Source organism: Verrucomicrobiia bacterium, from assembly GCA_019634625.1.
Lineage (GTDB): Bacteria > Verrucomicrobiota > Verrucomicrobiia > Limisphaerales > CAIMTB01 > CAIMTB01.
Window position 1 is genome coordinate 130,662 of sequence record JAHCBA010000011.1, and the last position, 20,873, is coordinate 151,534.

The following is a 20,873-nucleotide window of genomic DNA, read 5'->3' on the forward strand; positions in this document are numbered from 1 at the left end:
GTTCGCGAAGCGTCGTCTCGGAGCGCCGGGTTCCACGAGGCCGTAGTGGAGGGGCGCAGTGGATGGAGGACTCGCGGAGCTCATCCCTCCGATGCGCTGCCTCCTCACCCACAACTCCGGGGACGCCCCCCGCCGCATCGCGGGATCAACCCTTCTTTTGCTCCCGGGCCCAGGAATCCTTCAGGGAGAGGGTCCGGTTGAAGACCGGCCGCCCCGGGCGGCTGTCGCGGTCGAGCACGAAGTACCCGATCCGCTCGAACTGGTAACGGCGATCGGCCGTGGCGTCGGCCATGGACGGCTCGATCCGGGCCGTGACCGTCTCGAGCGAGCGGGGGTTCAGATGGGCCCGGAAGTCCCCGTCGGCGTCCGGTTCCGGAACGGTGAACAGCCGGTCGTACAGGCGCACCTCGGCCTCGACGGCCTCGGGGGCGCTGACCCAGTGGACGGTTCCCTTGATCTTGCGGCCGCTGGTCGGCCCGCCCGGGCGGCTGTCCTCGTCGAAGGCGCAGCGGAGTTCGGTCACCTCCCCGCGGTCATCCTTCACGACCTCCTGGCAGCGGATGATGCCCGCGTACTTGAGTCGCACCTCGCCCCCCGGTTGAAGACGGAAGAAGCCCTTGGGCGGCTGCTCGAGGAAGTCGTCGCGCTCGATGAACAACTCGCGGGTGAAGGGTACCTGGCGCGTCCCCGAAGCCGGATCCTCCGGGTTGTTGGTGGCAGGTACCGTCTCGCGAAGCCCATCCGGCAGGTTGACGAGCACAACCCTGAGCGGACGCAGCACGGCCAGCCGGCGTTCCGCGACTCGGTTGAGGTCGCCGCGGATGGCGTGTTCGAGCAGCGCCACATCGGTCAGGCCGTCGTACTTGGTGACCCCCACGCTGTGGACGAATTCCCGCAACGCCTCGGGGCGGACGCCGCGGCGGCGAAGTCCGGATAGCGTGGGCATGCGCGGATCGTCCCAGCCGGTCACCCGGCCTTCGTTGACGAGCTGCAGCAGCTTGCGCTTGCTCATCACCGTGTAGCCGAGGTTCAGGCGGGCGAACTCGATCTGCTGCGGGCGCGGGCGCGGCAGGTCGAGGCTCTCGAGGATCCAGTCGTACAGGGGCCGGTGCACCTCGAACTCGAGGGTGCAGATCGAATGGGTGATCCCTTCGAGATAATCGCTCAACCCGTGCGCGAAATCGTACATCGGGTAGATGCACCAGGCATCCCCCGCATGGTGGTGCGCCGCGTGCCGGATCCGGTACAGCACCGGGTCCCGCAACCAGATGTTCGGCGATTCCATCCGGATCTTTGCCCGCAGGGTCCGCGTTCCATCCGGAAACTCGCCGCGCCGCATCCGTTCGAAGAGTTCCAGGTTCTCCTCGACGGTCCGCTCCCGGAACGGGCTCGCCTGCCCGGGCCGGTCGGGCGCGCCCCGGTACCGGTCGATCTCCTCCGCCGACAGGTCGCAGACGTAGGCGAGACCCTTGCGGATGAGGATCAACGCGTACTCATGCAATTGATCGAAGTAGTCCGAGGCGAAGAACGGCTCGAGCACGTCGGTCCCGGCGCCGCCCACGTCCGAACCCGCCACCGCGGGAATCAGAAAGTCCTGCCGGCCATCCACGGTCAGCGTCACCGGCTTCTGCCCCGCCACCTTGAGACCCAGCCGGTCGTCCGCCCACCCGGCGATCAGCCAGCGGACGTCCTCGGCGATCGACTGCACATATTCGACCTCCTCCTTGGTCGGATTGGTGTCGTCCATGCGCAGGTGGCAGCGCCCCCCGAAGTCCCGGGCGATGCCGAAGTTCAGGCAGATGCTCTTGGCATGCCCGATATGGAGATACCCGTTTGGCTCGGGGGGGAACCGCGTCACGATCTGCTGGTGCCGGCCGGCGGCGACGTCGGCCGCCACCCGTTCCCGGATGAAATCGCGCGCGGCCGATCCGACCGGCCCGGACTCTTGAGATTCGCTCATGACGAAACGCTGAACTCCCGAAAGGCCCGTGATTGTGCCCGCGAACGCCCGCGTTCCCAGCGGAAAAGCGGAATCGCTCCGGGTGGCCGTGCATCCCGGACCTGTCGGGAAGGTGCGAACTTCGCGAAGCGTCGCCTCGGAGGGCCGAGTTCCACGAGGCCGCAAGGGTGTGGAACGCTGGGTTGTGGACTCGCGATATCCGTCCCTCCCAGGCCACCCTGCACCGGCATGCCGCCCGTCCGACACCCCACAGAAGTCTCACACGCCGCAGGGTCGCGTCCCCGATTCCAACAGCCATCCTCCTCCCCGTCCCCGTCCCCGTCCCCGTACTCGTAATCGTAATCGTAATCGTAATCGTAATCGCCATCGCATCCCCGCTCTCCCCTTCCCCGATGCCCTCACGCCGACCTCATCCCGGAGCGCGGACCGCGCTCATGTTGCTGCTGGCGTTGACGATTCTCGGGGCGGCCGGCTGCGCGTCCCCGGGCAGCGGGGCGTCGCCGCAGTCCTTCGAGTTCCACCGGGACACGTTCGCGTTCCCGAACGAGACCCTCTGGCTGTACGAGGTGGACCCGGACACCGGGCGCATGTCCCATCGACGACGGAAGCCCCGTCCCGACTATGCCCAGCGCTGCTTCGTCGTCGTCCGCGCCGCCAAGGAGTTCCATCTGCATGCGCGATTCGAACCGGACCTGGCCCCGGTGGCGCCGGACGAACTTCGGAGTGCCATCCGCAGCGTGATTCGGCGGTCTCCGCGGCGCGGTTCGACCGAGGCCCGGCGTGTCGTGATTCCGGGGTTCACCGGGCTTCGGCAGCTCAGCGAGGTCCACGGGGACCTGGTGCGGCGGGAGGCCGGTGGAAGCTGGCAGAGTTACGTCCAGCGGGGCCACTGGCGGATGGTGTTCCCGTTCAGCGCCGTCCAGCGCCAGCGACTGGCCGATCGTCTGGCGGAGCGGTTGGCGGGCGATGAGCCCGGTTCCCCTGCCGTGCTCCACGTGGTCCGGTTCCCGCGCCTGACCATCAATCACGCGGTGCTGGTCTATGCGGTTGAGACCACCGAACGTCAGCATCGGTTCCTCGCCTACGATCCCAACGAGGCCGGGCACCCGGTCGAACTGGTCTTCGATCGTGCGACCCGCCGCTTCGAACTGCCGCCGCTGCCCTACTTCCCTGGCGGCCCGGTCGAGGCGTACGAGGTCTATTCCTCGGCCTTTCGCTGAAGGTCCCTGCGCCCTGCCTGCGGCCCCCGGGCGCGGGTTGGGATTCAGTCCGGCTGCCGGAGCGCGCTGACGGCCGAACGCCCCGGGGCAGGGGACGCCGCGGCGGGGGGATTTCTCCGCGCGTGCCGGAACCAGCGCAGCCACCTCCAGGCGTCGCGGAACGGCCGGATCTTGCTGTGCTCGTTCGCGTACACGGTTTCGATCGGAACGAACTCGATCCGCCAGGACGCCCGGGCGGCGGCCAGCAGCAGTTCGGACTCGATCTCGAAATGTTCCGTGGTCAGGACGAGTTCGTGCAGGCGATCCGTACGGACGAGGCGGAAGCCGCATTGGGAATCGGGAAACGCGCGCCCGCCCGCCCGGCTCAGCCAGGCGCTCAGGGTGCGGTTCGTCGCCCGGCGCAGCCACGGCATCCGGTCCGCAGCGTGCATCCGGTCGCCCACCACCAGATCCGCCCCGGTTCGCGAGGCGTTCTCCAGAAAGTGCGGGATGTCGGACGGACGGTGCTGGCCGTCGCCGTCGAGGCAGAGCGCCCAGGGAATCCCCTGTTCCTGCACCGCGCGCCACCCGGCCCGCAGGCACGCCCCCTTGCCCCGCGTCGCCGGGTGCTGGATCACGTGCGCCCCCGCATCGCGGGCCGCCGTCGCCGTCCCGTCGGTGGAGGCATCGTCGATCACCCAGACGGCGCCAAGATGCCGGGCGGCCTCCCGGACGAGCCTGCCGATGGCGGGCGCTTCGTTCAGGCACGGGATCACCGCATGGCAATGGTCCCGGGGGATCATGCGGACCCGACATTGCCCGCCCGGGGGAAGCGTGAACAGAGGTTCGGGAATCCGACGCCGGCCCAGGACGAAAGAAGGGTCGCCCGAAAACCTCGAAACGGTGTGCCTGCCGGATCGAGGACGAGGACGAGTCCCCACGAGGGATGGCTTGGGCGAGATCCAGGAGCCTGGGATGCGCCCGGCCGGAGGTCGCGGCGGATAAATGGATTGCTTCCGGCATGGCCCCTCCGGGTAATCGCTTCATGCGCGGGGACTCCGGCAGCGTGGAACGGTGGCATGGCGGGGTGGGCCTGCGGGGCCGCCGTCAGCAGGACCTGCACGACCGGGCACGGCAGCTGGCGCGCCGCCAGTTCGGCAACCGGGTGTTCGTCCGGGGCGTCGTCGAGGTTTCCAACCATTGCCGCGAGGACTGCGCCTACTGCGGGATGCGGCGAAGCCATCGCGGCCTGAACCGGTTTCGGGCCGACCCCGACGCTCTGGCCGACCTGCTGCTCGAACATTGGCCGGAGTTCGTGACCGACTTGAACATCCAGAGCGGGGAGGATCCGGTGGCGCTTCGCGAGGTGGTGCTGCCCCTGATCCGTCGCCTGCGGCGCGAGACCGCCCTGGGCATCAGTGTCTGCCTGGGAACCCTCGATGCGCCAGCCTACCGGGCCCTGCGCGAGGCCGGCGCCAGTCTCTACATCATGAAATTCGAGACGGCCGGTCCGGACCGTTACCAACGGTTCCGGGCTCCTGGGACCTTCGAGGAACGGCTGGATCACATCCGCGCCCTGGCGGCGTCCGGGTGGCGTGTGAGTTCGGGATTCATTGCCGGACTGCCCGGCGAAACCGGGGCCGATCTCAACGCCGCCATCGACCTCGCCGCCCAACTCCCGCTTGATGGCTGCAGCGTCAGTCCGTTCATCCCCGGAAACGAGTCCGCGCTGTCCGGCGCCCCTGCGGGCGACCTTGAGGACACCCTCAATGTCATGGCGCTGCTCCGGCTTCGCCGGCCCGAATGGGTGATTCCCGCCGTGAGCGCCCTCAACATCCTCTCACCGCGGGACGGTTACCTCCGAGGACTCGGCACCGGCGCAAACCTGGTGACGGTCAACCTGACCCCGGGCGCCAGCCGGGCAGACTACCTCCTCTACCGGCGCGACCGCGTCATCATGACCTCGGAGCGCATTCGGGCGGCGCTGACGTCCGCGGGACTCGAGCCTTCGCCCATCAGTCTCGCGGCCCACTATGCGGGCACTCCGCGGGAGGTCTCCCGGGCCGCTGCCGGCACCGCGGCGACCGAACCGGTCACGGTCGGCTGAACCGCACGTCGGCCCCAGGTCCTCCAGCCTTCCCGCAGTTCGAGCCGCATCCAGCCCAGCAGGGCGCCCAGCAGGGGACGCAGGCTCGAGGGTTCGATCGTGTAGCCGCCGAACAGGAAGCGCGAACCTCGGTTCCGCCTGCCGAACCGGCCGGTCCGGCGGCGCTCGTCCGCCATGGCGGCGAACCGGCGGTTGTAGGTCCGCATGAGGCGGAACACCGGGCCGGACGGGCGCGTGGAGAAGATCGGTTCGACCAGGGCGACGTCGCCGCGGCGCAGGGGTTGGGACACCACTCCGAGATAGTAAAGGCCGAGGTCCAGCAGGAATGCCAGGCGCATCAGTTCGAAGTCTCCGAGATAGGCGTACTTGTTCTCGTACACGGCCTCGAACCATTGCCGGTGGCTGCGGGTGAACGCCGCATTGTGGCGCGCCAGCGGTTCCGCCAGCGCCGCCCCGCGCAGACCCGACTCGACCAGCCGGGCGCCCGCGCAGACCGTGTACGTCAGCCAGTCCAATCCCGGCGAATACAGCGGATCGATGAACCCGGCGGCGTCCCCCACCAGCACAAACCCGTCGCCTGCCTGCACCCGGCACCGGTAGGCGAGGCGCCGGCGCCAGTGGACATCGCCGTCCCGGGGCCGGGCTCCGGCCAGCAACTCCCTCGCCACCGGATGACGGTCCAGGAATCCCTTCAGGCGTTCCGCGACCGTTCCCTCGGCGGGCCAGGTCTGGCGTCGTTCATCGAACACCACACCCACGCTGACGTCGCCCCCCTTCAAGGGAATGCACCAGGCCCACCAGCCATCGCCCATGAAGTGGTTGGTGGCCGTGCCCCGGATTCCCGGACAGGCCCGGGCCCATTCCGGATGTTGCGCCGCCAGTTCGATGCCGTCCCAGTCGCCCACGCCTTCCCATCGCGCCCACGCGGCGGAGGTGGGATGACTGTCATTGACCTCGAACCAGCCTTCCTGGCGCGCCAGCAGCGCCGCGACCCCCGAGGCATCCACCACCCAGCGGGCGTGAATCGACCGGCGGGTTCCTTCGTGGGTCACCGTGAGGTGCTGGCCATGGGAACCTTTCAGTTCCACCTGGTGGACCACCGCCGGACGCCAGCAAACCGCTCCCGCCGCGCACGCCTGGTCCAAGGCTTCCGCATCGAGAACCGCCCGGTCCACCTGGTAGGCCGGCAGCCGGACGAGGTAGCGGGTCCCGATCTCGCCGGCGTCGCCCAACCCCCGGGTGGCCGCGTCGCCAAACCAGAATCGCATGCCCTGCTTGGCCAGATGCGCCTCGTTCAGGTGCCGGGTCAGTCCGAGCACCTTCCCCAGGAAATAGGTGCTCACCTCGACCGTGGCCTCGCCGACCCGGCGCCCGAAGACCCGGCTTCGCTCGATCATCAGCACGCGCAGGCCCGGCATCCGGCGCAACAGCAACAGGGCCATTGCCGAGCCCGCCAGACCTCCGCCGACGATCGCGACGTCCCACGACGCATCTTCCCCGGAGTCGGTGGCGGGCCTCGTACTCAAGTCGGGCCAGCATGGACGTTCCATCGTGAGGTTGGCAATCTCACCTCCGGTCCCCATCCCGACCGTTCCGCCTCGCATGCCAGTCCCCAGTCATCCCCGGATCGTGGTCTCCGGCGCGGGCATCGTCACGGCCCTGGGACAGGGCTGGCGGGCCAATGCCGATGCCCTCGCCTCGGGACGCTCCGGCTTCGCTCCCGTCACGCTCTTTGATGTCTCGCGCCATCGCGCGCGGCTGGCCGCCGAGGTTCGTCCGCTGCCCGCTCTGGAGCCCGGGCGCCTGGGTCCGCGGCGCCTCATGCGCATGGACCGGGCCGGACGGCTGCTGCTGGCGGCCGCCCGCGAGGCCGCCGAGATGGCGGGTGTCGCATCGGACCCCGACCGAGGCACATGGCCCGTGGCCCTCGCCACCACCAGCGCCGGCATGAATGCCGGTCAGGCGTACCTCCGACAGGCCGACCGCACCGCGTCGCGACGGCGCCAGTTCGAACGGCTCGACGACTATTTTGCCAACCGGCACATCGAGGATCTGGCGTCGGACCTTGGCTGGTCCGGGCCGGCAACCGTTCTCGCCAATGCCTGCGCGTCCGGCGCCAACGCCATCGGACACGCCTGGGAATGGATTCGGGCGGGACGCGCCCAGGTGGCCGTGACGGGTGGTTACGAGGCCCTGAGCGAACTGGTCTTTTCCGGGTTCGATTCCCTCCAGGCCCTTTCGACGACCTCGTGCCGGCCCTTCGACCGCCACCGGGATGGACTCGGACTGGGGGAAGGCGCAGCCATTCTCATCCTCGAGACTCTCGACCGCGCCCGGCGCCGGGGCGCCACCCCCCTGGGCGAACTGGTCGGGTACGGTGCCGCCACGGATCTTCACCATCTCACCCAGCCCGATCCCGAAGGGCGTGCGGCCCTGGCCGGCATGACGGAGGCCTGCGTCGCCGCCGGGGTCAGCGCTGCGGACGTGGACTACCTCAACGCCCACGGGACAGGCACGCCCCACAACGACGCCGCCGAAGCCGCGGCCATCCGTGCCTGGGCCGGCGACGACGCGGGGCGACTGGCCGTCAGTTCCACCAAGGGCGCCACCGGGCACCTTCTCGGAGCAGCCGGTGCGGTCGAAGCGGTGATCTGCCTCATGGCCCTGCGGGAACAATGGCTGCCACCCAACGCCCCCACGCTCGAACCCGATCCGGCCTGCGTCTTTCGCCTCCTCCGTGAACCGGGCCGGCCGGAGGGACCGCAGCGACTGGAACTGGCCTTGTCGAACTCCTTCGGCTTCGGTGGATCCAATGCCAGCCTGCTCTTCCGGAGGTGGCATGCGTGACGTTCTGGTCGTCGGTCTTGGTGCCGTGAGTCCGGCTGGCTGGGGGGTCGCCGCGCTCCGGGCGGCCATCGCGTCCGGAGCCCCGCTGACGCCGGATCGTGCCGATTCCCCGGCCCACCTTCCCACGCTGGGGGTTCACCGGGTTCCTCTGCCGGGTCTTCGCCCTCCCTGGGCCGGGCATCCACGGATGCGTCGGGCGGGTGCCATCACCCGCTTCGCCGTTGCCGCCGCCCTCGAAGCGCTGGGCCTGGACTCCGAGGGAACCCCGGGGCCCCTGCCGGACGCCGCCCGCACCGGCCTGGTCTTCTGCACCATGACCGGTGGGGTCGTCTGCTCGCGGCGCTTTCATCAGGAGGCGGTTCAGGATCCGCGTACAGCCAGTCCCCTGCTGTTTCCCGAAACGGTCTTCAACGCTCCCGCCAGCCACCTAGCCGCGATTCTGGGACTGACCGGCCGCGTGCAAACCGAGGTGGGCGATCCCACCTGCCTGATCCAGGCATTCGACACGGCGTTGCTCTGGATCGGGACGAACCGTGTCGATCGATGTCTGATCGTGGCCGCCGAGGAGGCGGACTGGCTGACCGCCCATGCCCTGGCGCTTCGATACCCTGGACGCGTTTCCGCCGAGGGTGCCGGAGCGCTGCTTCTCGCGCGGGAGCCAGACGATGGCGCCCTGGCCCGGATCGGGGCCGTCGCCCCCGCGGCACAGAGACCGGAAGCCGCCTTGATGCAGGCCCTCGGCATGGCCACCGGGCCGGCCGATGGAGGGACCATCAACCCCCGGCAATGGGATGCCCGCCCACGCGGTGGGCGTCACCATCCCGTCCCGGGGAGCGGAGACCCGCTCGCGAACCTCGGCGAAGCCTGGGCCGCCGGGGCCGCCTGGCGGATGATCGAGGCGGCGGCGTCGGTCGCCCGCGGCGAGACCGTCCGGGCCGGCGCCGTGGTGCCGGGTTTGTACGGCCGCGCGGGAGGGGTCCGGTTCGACGCCCCCGAGTCCGGCCGGCAGGATTTGCGCCTATGACCTCACCGCGTGTTGTCTTGCTCACCGGTGCCAATGGCGGCATTGGCGGGGCGATCGTCCGGGCCTTCCTGTCCGAACCGGATGCCCCGGTCCTCTGGCTTGGCTGGCATCGCCGGCGCGAACGCCTGGACGCCCTCGCCCATGCCGCACCGGGGCGCCTGGAGTTGGTCCAGCTCGAGGTCACCTCCCGCGAGCACTGGGACCGCGCGGTGGCCGCCATCCTCGACCGGCACGGGCGCCTCGATGTCCTCATCAACAATGCGGGCGGACCCCGCGATTCCCTGCTCGGCACGATGCCGGTGGCGGACTGGGAGGAGGTGCGTGCGACCCATCTCGACGCCGTCTTCCACGGATGTCAGGCGGTCCTGCCCGCGATGATCGCCCAACGCTGGGGCCGGATTGTCAACATGGCCTCTGTCAGCGCCCTCCTGGCTCCCGCCGGTCAGGCCAATTACGCCGCCGCCAAGGCCGGCGTCGTGGCCCTCACCCGGTCCCTGGCCAAGGAAGTCGCCCGCATCGGCATCACGGTCAATGCGGTATGCCCCGGCTACATCGAGACCGAGGCGCTCGGGGCGCTCGATCCGGAGGCGCGACGGAGCATCCTCCAGCGGATCCCCGCGCGCCGCCTCGGACGCCCGGAGGAAGTGGCTGCGGTCGTCCGCTTTCTCGCTTGTCCGGACGCCTCCTACCTCACAGGGTCCGCGGTCACCGTCGATGGGGGAATCCACTGAACCGCCGGACAGCGCTGCCTCGGACGAGCTGATCCGGAAAATGAAGGCGCTCCTGGTCGAGAACCTGATGCTCACCATGGCGCCCGACGACATTGGCGACACCCAGCCGCTGTTCGGTCCCGAGAGTCTCGGGCTCGATTCGGTGGACGCCCTGCAGCTCGTCGTCGCGCTCGAGAAGGGATTCGGTCTGCGGATTCCCGACGCCGGCGCCGCCCGTGAGGTCCTTCAGAACGTCTCGACCATGGCGGCCGCGGTCCGGCGCGGCTCCGTGTGAAAGCATCCTCGGGTTGGGTTGTGGGAAGGGGGGACACGCGGAGAGGGGGGGAGATCGTTGACGAGGCGACGGAGGCCTTCCCTGATCGTGGTGGCACCGAAAAATGGATGAGGAGTCCGACGGGTTGCCGGGCGAGCCGGAAGTCGGTGGGCCGTTGGCGATTGGGAACGGGGTTGGGATTCCCTGCCGACGACGGTCCCTGCGATCCGCAGAGTTGGGGGCTTGCGCGGGGGAAGCCGGCAGGCGCAGCGTGACGGGCATGACCCGACTTGGAGTGGCATGGGTGGCGTGCTGGCTGGGGAGTCTGGGGGCGCTGGCAGCGCCGGGAACCGGGGAAAGCCCGGCGGATGCGGCCTTGCGACGTTACTTCGCCGGGGAGACATCCCGGTTGGAGGAGCGCGCGAGGGCGGGTCTGGAGCGGTTGGCCCGGGGCGGCGACGAGCGGGAACGGTTGCGACAGGAGTTGCTGGACATGCTGGGGCTCTGGCCGATGCCGGAACGGACGCCGTTGCAGGCGGTGGTGGCCGGGAAGGTCGAGGGGGACGGGTTCGTGGTGGAACGGCTCCAGTTCCAGTCGATGCCGGGCCTGTACGTCACGGGGAACCTCTACCGGCCGGCGGGAGCGGTGGGGCGCTTGCCGGGGGTGCTGTACGTGTGCGGGCATGCGGCCGTGCGGACCAACGGGGTGAGCTGTGGGAACAAGACCGCGTACCAGCATCACGGGATGTGGTTTGCGCGACACGGGTATGTCTGCCTGACGATCGACACGTTGCAGTTGGGGGAGATCGAGGGGGATCATCACGGGACGCACCGGCTGGGGCAGTGGTGGTGGAACTCGCGGGGTTACACGCCGGCGGGGGTGGAGACGTGGAATGGAATCCGTGCGTTGGATTACCTGGAATCGCGGGCGGATGTGGATGCCGGACGGATCGGAATGACGGGGCGGAGCGGCGGGGGGAGTTATACGTGGACCACAGCGGCGATCGATGAGCGGGTGCGGGTGGCGGCGCCGGTGGCGGGGATCACCGATCTCCGCAATCACGTGGTCGATGGCGTGGTCGAGGGGCATTGCGACTGCATGTACTTCGTGAACACGCACCAGTGGGATTTCGCGATGAAGGCGGCCCTGGTGGCGCCGCGCCCGTTGCTGATCGTGAACACGGATGCCGACACGATCTTCCCCCTGGACGGTGTGCAGCGGGTCCACGCGCAGGTCCGCCGGGTGTACGAGGCGTTGGGCGCCGTTGACCGGCTGGGGTTGGTGATCGCGCCGGGCCCGCATCGGGACACGCAGGACCTGCAGGTGCCTGTGTTCCGCTGGTTCAACCGGCATCTGAAGGGCGAGGAACCGTTGATCGGCGAGGCGGCGGTGCGACGCCTGGATCCGATGGCGTTGCGGGTGTTCGGGGATCTTCCGGAAGATCAGCGAAATACCACGGCGCAGGAATGGTTCGGATCGGCCGAAGGTCGGGGCGGGATTGTAGGGGAAGGCGTGGCGCGGCTGAGGTCGTTGAGGGAAAGAGTCTTCGGAGGCTGGCCGGACGAGGGATCGACCGGCCGCATGGAGAAGGTCGAGGACCGGAAGGTGGGATCGCGCCGTTTGCGGACGTGGACCTTCGAGAGCCAGTCGGATGTTCCGTTGCGGTTGGACCTGGTGACGGCCGAGGACCGGCCGCCCGGGACGCTGGTGCTTCGGGTTCTGGATCCCAGGGCGGCGGGAGTCTGGGCGGTGCGGCAATTGGGCGATGGCTGGGGGCGCGGGGAGTTTGAGGGGGAGGACGCGACCGCCTGGGCGTTCCTGGCGCCGCGCGGAATCGGAGAAGGGGGATGGTCGGGTGACGAACGGAAGCAGGTGCAGATCCGGCGCCGGTTCATGCTGCTGGGTCAGACCCTGGACGGCATGCGCATCTGGGACATCCGGCGCGGGTTGGCAGTCCTGCGCGAGGTGGCGCCGGAGTTGGCACGGGTGGAACTGGCGGCGGAAGGGGCGATGGGCGTGAACGCCCTGTACGCGGCGCTGTTCGAGCCCGGCGTCGCGGGGTTGGATCTGCAGGAGTGGCCGGCGTCGATGCGGGAAGGACCGGATTATCTGAATGTCGGGCAGGTGCTCGACTACCCCGCGGCGATTGAGTGGGCGCGGGCGCGCGGTGTCGCGGTGCGGATCGGCGGGCGCTAGAAAGCCCGAATGCGTCATTCTGAATGACACTGGCTCGATGGCTGGGCCATGATTCGGTCGATTCGGTCGTCCGCCATGCGTTCGAAACTCAATCCCATCTTCGCCTTGGAACATTTCACGCCCTCCCTGCGTGAGGCGTTCGCCAACAGCACCCTCTCACCCGACACGGTTCTTCGTGTTGCCATTTCGATCGAGGATCCCGAGACGCAACGAAAGCCGGTCCCCAAGTTCGTTGAGAACGGCTGGATGATGATTGCGTGGGGGGATGAGCACGTGTCCTGGGCACCGCCGTCGTTGGAGGCACTGTTTCGTGGCGATCTCCAGCCGCCCGAGTTTGGCACCTATCCTGACAACTACGAGGACGCCTTTCTGGTTCTCGACCTCCATGCCTTGGAGTACGGCACGCTGATCGGAGATCCGACCGATCAGGAAATGCGCGAGGTGTACTCGGACCTCCGACGCCGGCCGGATGGGCGCCGTCGGAGTCCTTTGCATGAGTACATGTGGCGGGCGGCGGCCCTGATGGTGGGCACCCGTCCAATCAGTCGGGCGGAGTTTGAGGGAATCATGTCCCGTCTCGAGCGGTCGTGCCGGACCTTCAGCATCGGGCCGGTTTCCCGCAATTACCTGGACACGTTGCACAAGACGCTCGGGAATTCGGGCCAGCGGCCGAGGTGAAGGGAATCGGTGGCCGGGGCTGACGGCGCAACGCCATTCCCACGGGGAGTGGGCGCCACCGAGGATGAATGCCGCTGGGGCGACCCTTCGTTCGCGCGGACCCCGGCCTGTTTGTTTGCGCCCCGAGGGACTGGCGGTCCGCGTCTCGTGTCGCGACCCATGAGCTCGCCAAACCAAATAATAGGGCAGGCGCACTGATGTTGACGCTGCAGTTTATTTGGGCCGGCGTAATGCAGTTGACGCGCTGCTATTCCGGCGCCGCCCCCTGCCAACCTCATCTAGTGGTCGTGGACCCCTTGGTCACCGGGAGGTCAATCTCAAAAAGCCTGACTGTTAATTGAGGCAGTCAATAAAGCAAATACACAGTCAGGCATTGTACTATTGACGGTCAATAATACTAAGTCTGGCTTACTATTTATGGGCCTCACGCTCCTTCGATGACCTGATTGCCGGTCCGTCAAAAGTAATAAGCATGGCTGTTTAGTGTGGAGGGTTCTTGCCTGAAAGGATCAAGCCAGCACCCCCGATCTTACTGCACGTCTTGGGCTTAGGATTCCGGCGCGGCATCTGTGTCGGGATAGGCTCGCGGAGCCTGGGTTGGGGCGGTAGCGTCGGGGCCGGCGTCGGCCTGGATCGGTACAAGGAGGACCGGTCGGTGGTGGCGCCGCTGGTGAGACCATGAAGCATCCGCTGGTGGGGGTGGTCAGCCTCTTCGCGTTCGGTGTTGTCCTCGGGGCCCTCGAAAGCATCCCGTTGGGAGCCTTGTTTCCTGGCGCGGCGTTGGTGGGCTGGGTGGCGCTGCGGTTGGGCGGAACGCGATGGGGACGGGTTTGGATGGGGGTGTTCTTGGTGACGGCGGGGGCGACCCACGCGACATGGCGGATGGCGGTGATTGCGCCGGACGAGCTGCGCTTGCGCGAGGGGAGGGAGGAGGTGCTGGCCACCATCGAGGGCACGCTGGTGAGCACCCCTGGACAGCGCCGGAATGAGCGATGGGGGCGTCTCGCGACCAACTCCTGGGTGGTGGTTGAGTGCCGGGCGTTGCGGGAACAGGGAGGCGAATGGGAGGCGGTGACGGGGCGGGTGGCGGTCTCGACGTCGGCCCCGGTCGAGCCGGGGTTTTGCGGCGGTACGGAGGTGCGGATTTCAGGGATCCTGCGGCGTCCGGCGGGACCGTCCGCGCCGGGTTTGTTCGATTACGGCGGGTACCTGCGATGGCGCGGAATCCACTTCGAGTTGCGGGCGCCGACCTCGGAAGACTGGGAACGGATCGGGTTGGAGGGGGAACGGGATTCACCCGGTTGGGCGGATCGATTCCAGGGATGGGCGCGACGGACGCTGGCGCGCGGGTTGCCCGAGGAGGATGAGGTGCTGCGGCTGATCTGGGCGATGACGTTGGGGTGGAAGATCGGGCTGACGGACGAGGTGGAGGAGCCGTTCATGCGCAGCGGGACGATGCATCTGTTCGCCATCAGCGGGCTGCATATTGCCTTGCTGGTGGGGCTTGTGGTCGAGGTCCTGCGGGTGGCGGGGCTGCCGCGGGTGATGGTGGGAATCGTGGTGCTGCCGGCGGTGTGGTTCTACACGGCGGCGACCGGGTGGCAGCCCTCGGCGGTACGGGCGACGCTGATGGTGTCGGTGCTGGTGGGGAGCTGGATGGCGGCGCGGCCGCTGAACGTCCTGAACTCCCTCGCGGCGGCGGGATTGCTGGTGCTGTTGTGGGATCCCCGGCAACTGTTCCATGCCGGCTTTCAGCTCTCGTTCGCGGTGGTGGGGACGATGGGGATCCTGGTGCCGCTGCTGCGTCAGGGGTGGGTCCGGCTGGCGGCGCCGGATCCGTTTCTGCCCCCGAGTCTCGTGCCGTGGTGGAGGCGACGTTGGGAGGCGACGTGGGAGAAGCTGGCCGGGGCGCTGGCAGTGACGGTCAGTTGCTGGCTCGGATCGCTGCCGCTGGCGGCGTGGTATTTCAACCTGGTGACCCCGGGAAGTCTGGTGGCGAACCTGCTGGTAGTGCCGTTGGGCGGGGCGGCGTTGGCGAGCAGTCTGGGGAGTCTGGTGTGCGGGGCCTGGGCGCCGATGCTGAGTGAGTGGTTCAACCACTCGGCCTGGTTGTGGATGCGGTTGATCCTGGAACTGAGCCGTGCCACGGCCGAGTTCCCGGGGGCATGCTGGCAGGTTCGGCAGCCGCCTGTCGCGGCCCTGGTGGGTTGGTACCTGGGCCTGCTGGCCATTGGGTGCGGAGGATCCCGGTGCCGGCATTGGCGGATGACATGGTTCGGACTGGGCCTCCTTTGTGCAGGCTGGTCGATGGTTGTCTGGGTGGGCCGGGCCCGGGAAGAACGTCTGGTCGTGCTGCCCTTGCGCGGGGGGCACGCGGTCTGGGTGAGTCAGGCGGGGGGATCGACGCTGGTGGACACGGGCGACGAGGCCTCCGCCGGGGCGGTGACCATTCCGTTCCTGAAGGCCCAGGGGGTGAACCGGCTGGGAACGCTGGTGCTGACCCACGGCGATGTGCGGCACGTGGGCGGGGCGGTGGCGGTGGCGGAGCGGTGGCGTCCGGAGCGGGTGCTGGCGAGTCCGCTGCGGTTCCGGTCGGGTCCTTATCGGGCGGTGGTGACGGAATTGAAGGAGCGGTATCCGGATCGATGGCGAACGGTGACGGAAGGGGATCGCGGGGTGGAGGGTCTGGACATCTGGTATCCGGCGACGGGGGATGCCGCATCGCGGGCGGACGACGGATGCCTGGTGGTCGGGGTGGCGCCAGGCGGGACGCGGGTGCTGCTGGTGTCCGATCTGGGGGCGATTGCCCAGGAACGATTGATGACGCGGCGGCCGGAGTTGCGTGCGGAAATCGTGGTGTGCGGGCTGGCGGACCGGGGGGAACCGGTTCGGGAGGCGTTGTTGGAGCGGTGGGGGACGCGGCTGCTGATTGTGGCGGATGCGGCGTCCCCGGCGTCGGCGAAGGCCTCGGAGGCGGTGAAGGAACGGTGGCGGCGGGGTCCGGCCGAGGTGTGGTTCACCAGCGACACGGGGAGCGTCGAGTTCCGGTGGCGCAGCGGGAAATACGGGTTGTTCGACGCCCGAGGGGTCCGGTTGGGACCGGTGTGGCGGGAGGAAAGGGAGGCTGGCGGATCAATTGCGAACGAACCCGGGGTCGTTGCCGGTGACGAGGTAGAGGACGGCCATGCGGACGGCGAGGCCGTTGGTCACCTGTTCGAGGATGACGGAGCGTTCGCCATCGGCGGTATCGGCATCGATTTCGACCCCGCGATTAATGGGGCCGGGGTGCATGATGAGGACATCGGGTTTGAGGTCGGCCATGCGGCTGCGATCGAGACCGTACTGGGCGCGATATTCGCCGACCCCGGGGAACATCGATTGGCGCTGCCGTTCGTGCTGAATGCGGAGGAGATTGACGACATCGGCGTCGCGGAGGGCCTCATCGACATTCCAGCAGACGCGGCAGCCCATGCGTTCGAAGATGGAGGGCACGAGGGTTGGGGGGCCGCAGAGGGTGACGGAGGCGCCGAGTTTGCGGAGGGCCCAGATGTTGGACCGGGCGACGCGGCTGAAGAGGATGTCCCCCATGATGGTGACTTTGAGACCCTCGAGGGAGCCCTTTTTCTCCCGGATGGTGAAGACATCGAGAAGGGCCTGTGTGGGGTGTTCGTGGGCACCGTCGCCGGCATTGACGACGCTGGCCTGGAGAAAGCGGGCAAGGAAGTGGGGGGCTCCGGCGGCCTGATGGCGGATGACGATGATGTCCGCGTTCATGGCCTCGAGGTTGCGGGCGGTATCGCGGAGCGTCTCGCCCTTCCTGAGGGAGGAGGTGTCGGCGCTGAAGTTGATGACGTCGGCGGTGAGCCGCTGGGCGGCGAGTTCGAAGCTGATCCGGGTGCGGGTGGAAGGCTCGACGAAGAGGTTGACGACCGTTTTGCCCCGGAGGGCGGGGACGGTCTTGATGGCGCGGGTGCCGACCGCCTTGAAGCCGCGCGCGGTGTCGAGGACGGTGAGAAGTTCCTCGGTGGAAAGGGACTCGATATCGAGGAGGTGGGGCCGGTTCCAGGTCATGGGGCAAGAAGCAGAACGCCGTCTTCGCGACCGTCCTCCGTCCAGTGGACATCGACGCGTTGTTCCGGTCGGGTATCGAGTTTGCGGGCGGCGTAGTCGGCCTGGATGGGGAGCTGACGGTGCCCGTGGCGGTCAATGAGAACGGCGAGCTGGACGCGGTCGGGCCTCGCGAAGTCGTGGAGGGCGTCGAGGGCGGCGCGGGCGGTGCGGCCGCTGAACAGGACGTCGTCCGCGAGGATTACGGTGGCGCCGTTGAGGTCGCCCGGGAGATTGGTGGGGCGGATATCCGGGGCGGGACGCTGGTGGAGGTCGTCGCGATGGAGGGAGGCGTCGAGCTGGCCGGCGGGAACGGGATGATGGGTGAGGCGTTCGAGTTCCCGGGCGAGCCGGGCGGCGAGATGGACGCCGCCTTTCTGGACCCCGAGGAGGACGAGGCGGGAATTGCCGGCGTTGCGTTCGGCAATTTCGTGGGCCATGCGACTGACGGCCAGGCGGAGGGCGTGGGCGTTCATCAGCACGGTGGGGGTGGCGGTCATGATTGGGGCGGGAGGAGCGGTGGCCGCCTGCATTGGGGGACTGGGCGGGCAGGCGGGGAGCGACAGGCCTGTTGGAGCGGGGCGTTGCCGCGATGGGGCGATACGTTGGTTCGCCTGCCGGGTGGAGGGCAGGGGATCAGGCAGCCTGCTGGGAGAGGAGTTGCTGGCGGTGGCGACGCCAGGCTGGCCGGTGTTTGAGGTTCCAATCGGTGAGCGCGTATTCGAAGCCGACGTCGTACCCGAGCTTCTCGGATTCGAGCCACTTATGGCGGAGGATTTCCTCGCGCTCGGCCTGAAACTCGCGGTAGAGGGAGGTGTCCGCCATCGGGAAGCGTGGATTGGGGCCGCTCATGGGTTTCTTGGGCACCGGCACCATGCACGGTGCATTCGCAATAGTGATGAGTTCGTAGCATCCGCCCGGGCGGGTCGCAACGGCTTTTCCGTGAGCGGCACTGGCGGAACGCCACGGGGCGGGGCGGTGTCCGGGTCCACCGCAGGCATGCTTTGGTGGAGGCGAACCCGTGGTGTCCGTCCCGGTCGGGGCTGCAATTCCGTTCAACCCCTTCCGCTCTGAGTATCGGCGGGGAATGGGGGAAGATGAAGTCAGGGCCGCACGGGACGGCCGGAGGGGACGGCCGGAGCCGGGGATTCAGCCGAGGTCCTGACCCAGCTCGACGTTCCAGTAGGCGAGATCCACGAAATGGCGCCACTGGTCGTGGGCGGGCAGGCCAACCTGGACGTGGAGGAAGGGGCGCCACTTGGGGCGGCGCGGTTTGCGGACGAGGCGCAGACCGGCTTCCTGGGGGGTCCGGTTGCCCTTTCGGGTGTTACAGGGGATGCAGGAGCAGACGATGTTCTCCCAAGTGGTGGGTCCGCCGCGGTCGCGGGGAACGACGTGGTCCAGGTTGAGATCGCGCCGGTCGAACAGCCGGCCGCAGTACTGACAGGTGTTCTTATCGCGCTCGAAGATGTTATGGCGGGTGAACTTGACCTCCTTGGCCGGGAGTTGATCGAACACCAGCAGGAGGATGACCCGGGGCACGCGGATCTTGAAGGAGATGGCGTGGACGCTCTCCGGGTGGGGTTCGGAAGAGGAGAGATTGCGCCATTCCCGGAAGCTGAACGTCTGGAAGGAACCGTCCCCGGCGTTCAGGACGACCTGGGCGTGGCCTTGAAACAAGAGGGCGATGGCCCGCCGGACTGAGCAGACATTGACAGCCTGCCACAGGCGGTTGAGCACCAGTACGGGTTGACCGAGGTAACTCATAACGGCCCCTCAATTGCCGCTGAGTCTAGCGGGCCGGGAAAATCCGTGTCAATCGACCGGCTTGCCGTGCATCCCGGAGTTGTGGGTAGAGGCGCGAACTTCGCGAAGCATCGCCTCGGAGGGCCGAGTTCCACGAGGCCGCAACGATGGGGTGCGTTGGGATGAGGACTCGCGGAGCTCGTCGCTCCGATCTGCTGCCTCCTCACCCACAACTCCGGGATGCACCGCCCAACGTGGGCTTGACGGGAGCGGGCAGGCGGGGGAAGCAGGGGGCGTGACCCTCCCCGTCTCAAGGCGCGAGCCCGCCCTGGCGTTCACCCTGATCGAGTTGCTGGTGGTCATCGGCATCATCGCCATCCTTGCAAGCATGCTGCTGCCGTCGCTGGCGAAGGCGAAGGACCGGGCGCAGGCGATCAAGTGTGCCAACCACCTCAGGCAGATGGGCATCATCTGGACGCTGTATGCGGATGACCACGACGACCGTCTGGTGTCGAACGGGCGCGGCGACGGGGCGGCGGTGCCAACCTGGGTGGGTGGGAGTTTCGAAGGGGAACTTCGCGACAACACCAACACGTTCCTGCTGACCGATCCGCGGCGATCGCTCTTCGGCTCGTACCTCAAGAGTTACGAGATCTACCGGTGTCCGTCGGACCGCAGCACGGTGGTGGTGGGCGGGAAGCGTCTCCGGGTGGTGCGCAGTTACGGGCTGAACGCCTTCGCCGGGTGGCAGCCGTACAATCGTTCGGACCAGCTCGAACGGTACCGAGAAAACCCGACACCCGGTTACCGGGCGTACCGGAAGTCGGTGGATCTGACGGCGCCGGGTCCGTCGCAGACCTTCACCTTCGGGGAGATCCATGCGGACAGCATCTGCCGGCCGTTCTTCGGGGTGGCGATGGGGAAGAACACCTTTTATCACGTGCCCGGGGCGCACCACGAACGGAGCGCGGTGTTCGGGTTCGCCGATGGGCACGTTGAACGGCCCCGTTGGCACGATCGGAGGACGTACCGGCCCGCCGGGAACATCGACTGGCACGGGCACAGCTACGCATCCCCCAACAACCGGGATCTGAGATGGATCCAGGAACGGTCCTCGGCGCGATTGTGAGGGTCAACGGCGTGTGCCCGCCCCGGGGGGGCGATCAAAACGGGTCAGGCCGCTGGCGTCGGGTGCCGGAGTCGCATGGGGAGGCCGCGGGAGGCGCAGTGGGCCTTGACCTGCGCCACGGTGCACTGGCCGCTGTGGAAGATGCCGGCGGCGAGGGCCGCGCTGGCGCCGGTGGCGAGGAGGACTTCGGCCATGTGTTCCGGGCGGCCGGCCCCGCCGCTGGCCACCACGGGGACGGGAACCGCTTCGCAGACGCGCCGGGTGATTTCGAGGTCGTAGCCGGATTTCATGCCGTCGCCATCGATGCTGTTGAGGACGATCTCGCCCGCGCCGAGTTCGCAGGCGCGGGTGGCCCAGGCGACGGCTTCGAGTCCGGCGGGTTCGCGACCGCCTTTGAGGAAGACCTCCCAGCGATCCGGGGTTGTGCGCCGGGCGTCGATGGAGACGACGATGCACTGGCTGCCGAACTTGAGGGCACCCTGGCGGATCAACTCCGGGTTCTGGAGGGCGGAGGAATTGATGCTGACCTTGTCGGCTCCCGCGCGGAGGAGGGTCCACATGTCGTCCACGGAGCGGATGCCACCGCCGACGGTGAGGGGCATGAAGCACTGGTCGGCGACGCGTTCGATCACCGAGATCAGCGTGGCGCGTCCGTGGGCGCTGGCGGTGATGTCGTAGAAGACCAGTTCATCGGCGCCCTGGGCGTTGTAGCGCAGGGCGAGTTCCACGGGATCGCCGACATTGCGGAGCCCGCCCTCCTCGGCCCGGCCGAATTGCTGGCCGCGGGTGACCTGGCCGGCGTGGACATCGAGGCAGGGGATGATGCGTTTGGTGAGCATGGGTGGGATCGGTCGCCCCGCGCCGGCCGCGGCGAGCCATGGTTTGCCGGCGGGCC

General features: G+C 68.3%; 17 protein-coding genes. 10 read left to right on the forward strand and 7 right to left on the reverse strand.

Annotated elements, in window-relative coordinates:
• Window positions 1–145 precede the first annotated feature (145 nt).
• Window positions 146–1,960 carry a glutamine--tRNA ligase/YqeY domain fusion protein gene (locus KF833_08980; GenBank protein MBX3745432.1) on the reverse strand — a complete coding sequence of 605 codons (1,815 nt, stop codon included), beginning with the start codon at window positions 1,958–1,960 and terminating at the stop codon, window positions 146–148.
• 392 nt (window positions 1,961–2,352) lie between these two features.
• Here KF833_08980 and KF833_08985 point away from each other — a divergent pair, with 392 nt between their 5' ends.
• On the forward strand, window positions 2,353–3,180 hold the full coding sequence (locus KF833_08985; protein ID MBX3745433.1) for a hypothetical protein: 828 nt from the start codon (window positions 2,353–2,355) through the stop codon (window positions 3,178–3,180).
• A gap of 44 nt (window positions 3,181–3,224) precedes the next feature.
• Here the strand turns inward: KF833_08985 and KF833_08990 are convergent, their stop codons facing one another.
• The gene (locus KF833_08990) at window positions 3,225–3,962 is read right to left on the reverse strand and encodes a glycosyltransferase family 2 protein (protein ID MBX3745434.1); all 738 of its coding nucleotides are present in this window, start codon (window positions 3,960–3,962) and stop codon (window positions 3,225–3,227) included.
• Between the two features lie 242 nt (window positions 3,963–4,204).
• Here KF833_08990 and KF833_08995 point away from each other — a divergent pair, with 242 nt between their 5' ends.
• Window positions 4,205–5,266, forward strand: a complete 1,062-nt coding sequence (locus KF833_08995) for a radical SAM protein (GenBank protein ID MBX3745435.1) — start codon at window positions 4,205–4,207, stop codon at window positions 5,264–5,266.
• On the opposite strand, the gene KF833_09000 is transcribed toward KF833_08995, so the two are convergent.
• The gene (locus KF833_09000; GenBank protein MBX3745436.1) at window positions 5,191–6,792 is read right to left on the reverse strand and encodes an NAD(P)/FAD-dependent oxidoreductase; all 1,602 of its coding nucleotides are present in this window, start codon (window positions 6,790–6,792) and stop codon (window positions 5,191–5,193) included. The genes KF833_08995 and KF833_09000 overlap by 76 nt on opposite strands.
• A 76-nt stretch (window positions 6,793–6,868) precedes the next feature.
• Here KF833_09000 and KF833_09005 point away from each other — a divergent pair, with 76 nt between their 5' ends.
• From KF833_09005 to KF833_09035, 7 genes are all read left to right on the forward strand, one after another.
• Window positions 6,869–8,113, forward strand: coding sequence for a beta-ketoacyl-[acyl-carrier-protein] synthase family protein (locus KF833_09005; protein MBX3745437.1), 1,245 nt, complete (start codon window positions 6,869–6,871; stop codon window positions 8,111–8,113).
• Window positions 8,106–9,137 carry a hypothetical protein gene (locus KF833_09010; GenBank protein ID MBX3745438.1) on the forward strand — a complete coding sequence of 344 codons (1,032 nt, stop codon included), beginning with the start codon at window positions 8,106–8,108 and terminating at the stop codon, window positions 9,135–9,137. Before KF833_09005 ends, KF833_09010 begins: the two co-directional genes overlap by 8 nt.
• Window positions 9,134–9,868: an SDR family oxidoreductase gene (locus KF833_09015; protein ID MBX3745439.1), complete on the forward strand. Its 735-nt coding sequence runs from the start codon at window positions 9,134–9,136 to the stop codon at window positions 9,866–9,868. The genes KF833_09010 and KF833_09015 overlap by 4 nt, the downstream gene beginning before the upstream one ends.
• Window positions 9,852–10,142, forward strand: a complete 291-nt coding sequence (locus KF833_09020; GenBank protein ID MBX3745440.1) for an acyl carrier protein — start codon at window positions 9,852–9,854, stop codon at window positions 10,140–10,142. The genes KF833_09015 and KF833_09020 overlap by 17 nt, the downstream gene beginning before the upstream one ends.
• Before the next feature lie 259 nt (window positions 10,143–10,401).
• Window positions 10,402–12,318: an acetylxylan esterase gene (locus tag KF833_09025; GenBank protein MBX3745441.1), complete on the forward strand. Its 1,917-nt coding sequence runs from the start codon at window positions 10,402–10,404 to the stop codon at window positions 12,316–12,318.
• Between the two features lie 75 nt (window positions 12,319–12,393).
• On the forward strand, window positions 12,394–12,996 hold the full coding sequence (locus KF833_09030) for a hypothetical protein (protein ID MBX3745442.1): 603 nt from the start codon (window positions 12,394–12,396) through the stop codon (window positions 12,994–12,996).
• A 678-nt stretch (window positions 12,997–13,674) separates the two neighbouring features.
• The gene (locus tag KF833_09035; protein ID MBX3745443.1) at window positions 13,675–17,163 is read left to right on the forward strand and encodes a ComEC/Rec2 family competence protein; all 3,489 of its coding nucleotides are present in this window, start codon (window positions 13,675–13,677) and stop codon (window positions 17,161–17,163) included.
• On the opposite strand, the gene pyrR is transcribed toward KF833_09035, so the two are convergent.
• The 3 genes from pyrR to KF833_09050 all read right to left on the reverse strand — a co-directional run bounded on the left by pyrR (window position 17,064) and on the right by KF833_09050 (window position 18,870).
• Window positions 17,064–17,603, reverse strand: coding sequence for a bifunctional pyr operon transcriptional regulator/uracil phosphoribosyltransferase PyrR (gene pyrR, locus KF833_09040; GenBank protein ID MBX3745444.1), 540 nt, complete (start codon window positions 17,601–17,603; stop codon window positions 17,064–17,066). The genes KF833_09035 and pyrR overlap by 100 nt on opposite strands.
• A 136-nt stretch (window positions 17,604–17,739) precedes the next feature.
• Complete coding sequence (locus tag KF833_09045; GenBank protein ID MBX3745445.1) at window positions 17,740–17,955, reverse strand: hypothetical protein; 216 nt, start codon at window positions 17,953–17,955, stop codon at window positions 17,740–17,742.
• 297 nt (window positions 17,956–18,252) lie between these two features.
• Entirely contained in the window at window positions 18,253–18,870 is a 618-nt protein-coding gene (locus tag KF833_09050) for an HNH endonuclease (GenBank protein MBX3745446.1), read from the reverse strand.
• Between the two features lie 274 nt (window positions 18,871–19,144).
• On the opposite strand from KF833_09050, the gene KF833_09055 reads away from it, so the two are divergent.
• Window positions 19,145–19,978 carry a type II secretion system protein gene (locus tag KF833_09055; protein ID MBX3745447.1) on the forward strand — a complete coding sequence of 278 codons (834 nt, stop codon included), beginning with the start codon at window positions 19,145–19,147 and terminating at the stop codon, window positions 19,976–19,978.
• Between the two features lie 44 nt (window positions 19,979–20,022).
• Here the strand turns inward: KF833_09055 and hisF are convergent, their stop codons facing one another.
• Window positions 20,023–20,817 carry an imidazole glycerol phosphate synthase subunit HisF gene (gene hisF / locus KF833_09060; protein ID MBX3745448.1) on the reverse strand — a complete coding sequence of 265 codons (795 nt, stop codon included), beginning with the start codon at window positions 20,815–20,817 and terminating at the stop codon, window positions 20,023–20,025.
• Window positions 20,818–20,873: the final 56 nt, after the last annotated feature.

Excerpts from the sequence above, each read along its gene's own strand:
- KF833_08980 (MBX3745432.1), bottom strand. The coding sequence starts at position 1,960 with ATGAGCGAATCTCAAGAGTCCGGGCCGGTCGGATCGGCCGCGCGCGAT.
- KF833_08985 (MBX3745433.1), top strand. The coding sequence starts at position 2,353 with ATGCCCTCACGCCGACCTCATCCCGGAGCGCGGACCGCGCTCATGTTG.
- KF833_08990 (MBX3745434.1), bottom strand. The coding sequence starts at position 3,962 with ATGATCCCCCGGGACCATTGCCATGCGGTGATCCCGTGCCTGAACGAA.
- KF833_08995 (MBX3745435.1), top strand. The coding sequence starts at position 4,205 with ATGCGCGGGGACTCCGGCAGCGTGGAACGGTGGCATGGCGGGGTGGGC.
- KF833_09005 (MBX3745437.1), top strand. The coding sequence starts at position 6,869 with ATGCCAGTCCCCAGTCATCCCCGGATCGTGGTCTCCGGCGCGGGCATC.
- KF833_09010 (MBX3745438.1), top strand. The coding sequence starts at position 8,106 with ATGCGTGACGTTCTGGTCGTCGGTCTTGGTGCCGTGAGTCCGGCTGGC.
- KF833_09015 (MBX3745439.1), top strand. The coding sequence starts at position 9,134 with ATGACCTCACCGCGTGTTGTCTTGCTCACCGGTGCCAATGGCGGCATT.
- KF833_09020 (MBX3745440.1), top strand. The coding sequence starts at position 9,852 with ATGGGGGAATCCACTGAACCGCCGGACAGCGCTGCCTCGGACGAGCTG.
- KF833_09025 (MBX3745441.1), top strand. The coding sequence starts at position 10,402 with ATGACCCGACTTGGAGTGGCATGGGTGGCGTGCTGGCTGGGGAGTCTG.
- KF833_09030 (MBX3745442.1), top strand. The coding sequence starts at position 12,394 with ATGCGTTCGAAACTCAATCCCATCTTCGCCTTGGAACATTTCACGCCC.
- KF833_09035 (MBX3745443.1), top strand. The coding sequence starts at position 13,675 with ATGAAGCATCCGCTGGTGGGGGTGGTCAGCCTCTTCGCGTTCGGTGTT.
- pyrR (MBX3745444.1), bottom strand. The coding sequence starts at position 17,603 with ATGACCGCCACCCCCACCGTGCTGATGAACGCCCACGCCCTCCGCCTG.
- KF833_09045 (MBX3745445.1), bottom strand. The coding sequence starts at position 17,955 with ATGAGCGGCCCCAATCCACGCTTCCCGATGGCGGACACCTCCCTCTAC.
- KF833_09050 (MBX3745446.1), bottom strand. The coding sequence starts at position 18,870 with ATGAGTTACCTCGGTCAACCCGTACTGGTGCTCAACCGCCTGTGGCAG.
- hisF (MBX3745448.1), bottom strand. The coding sequence starts at position 20,817 with ATGCTCACCAAACGCATCATCCCCTGCCTCGATGTCCACGCCGGCCAG.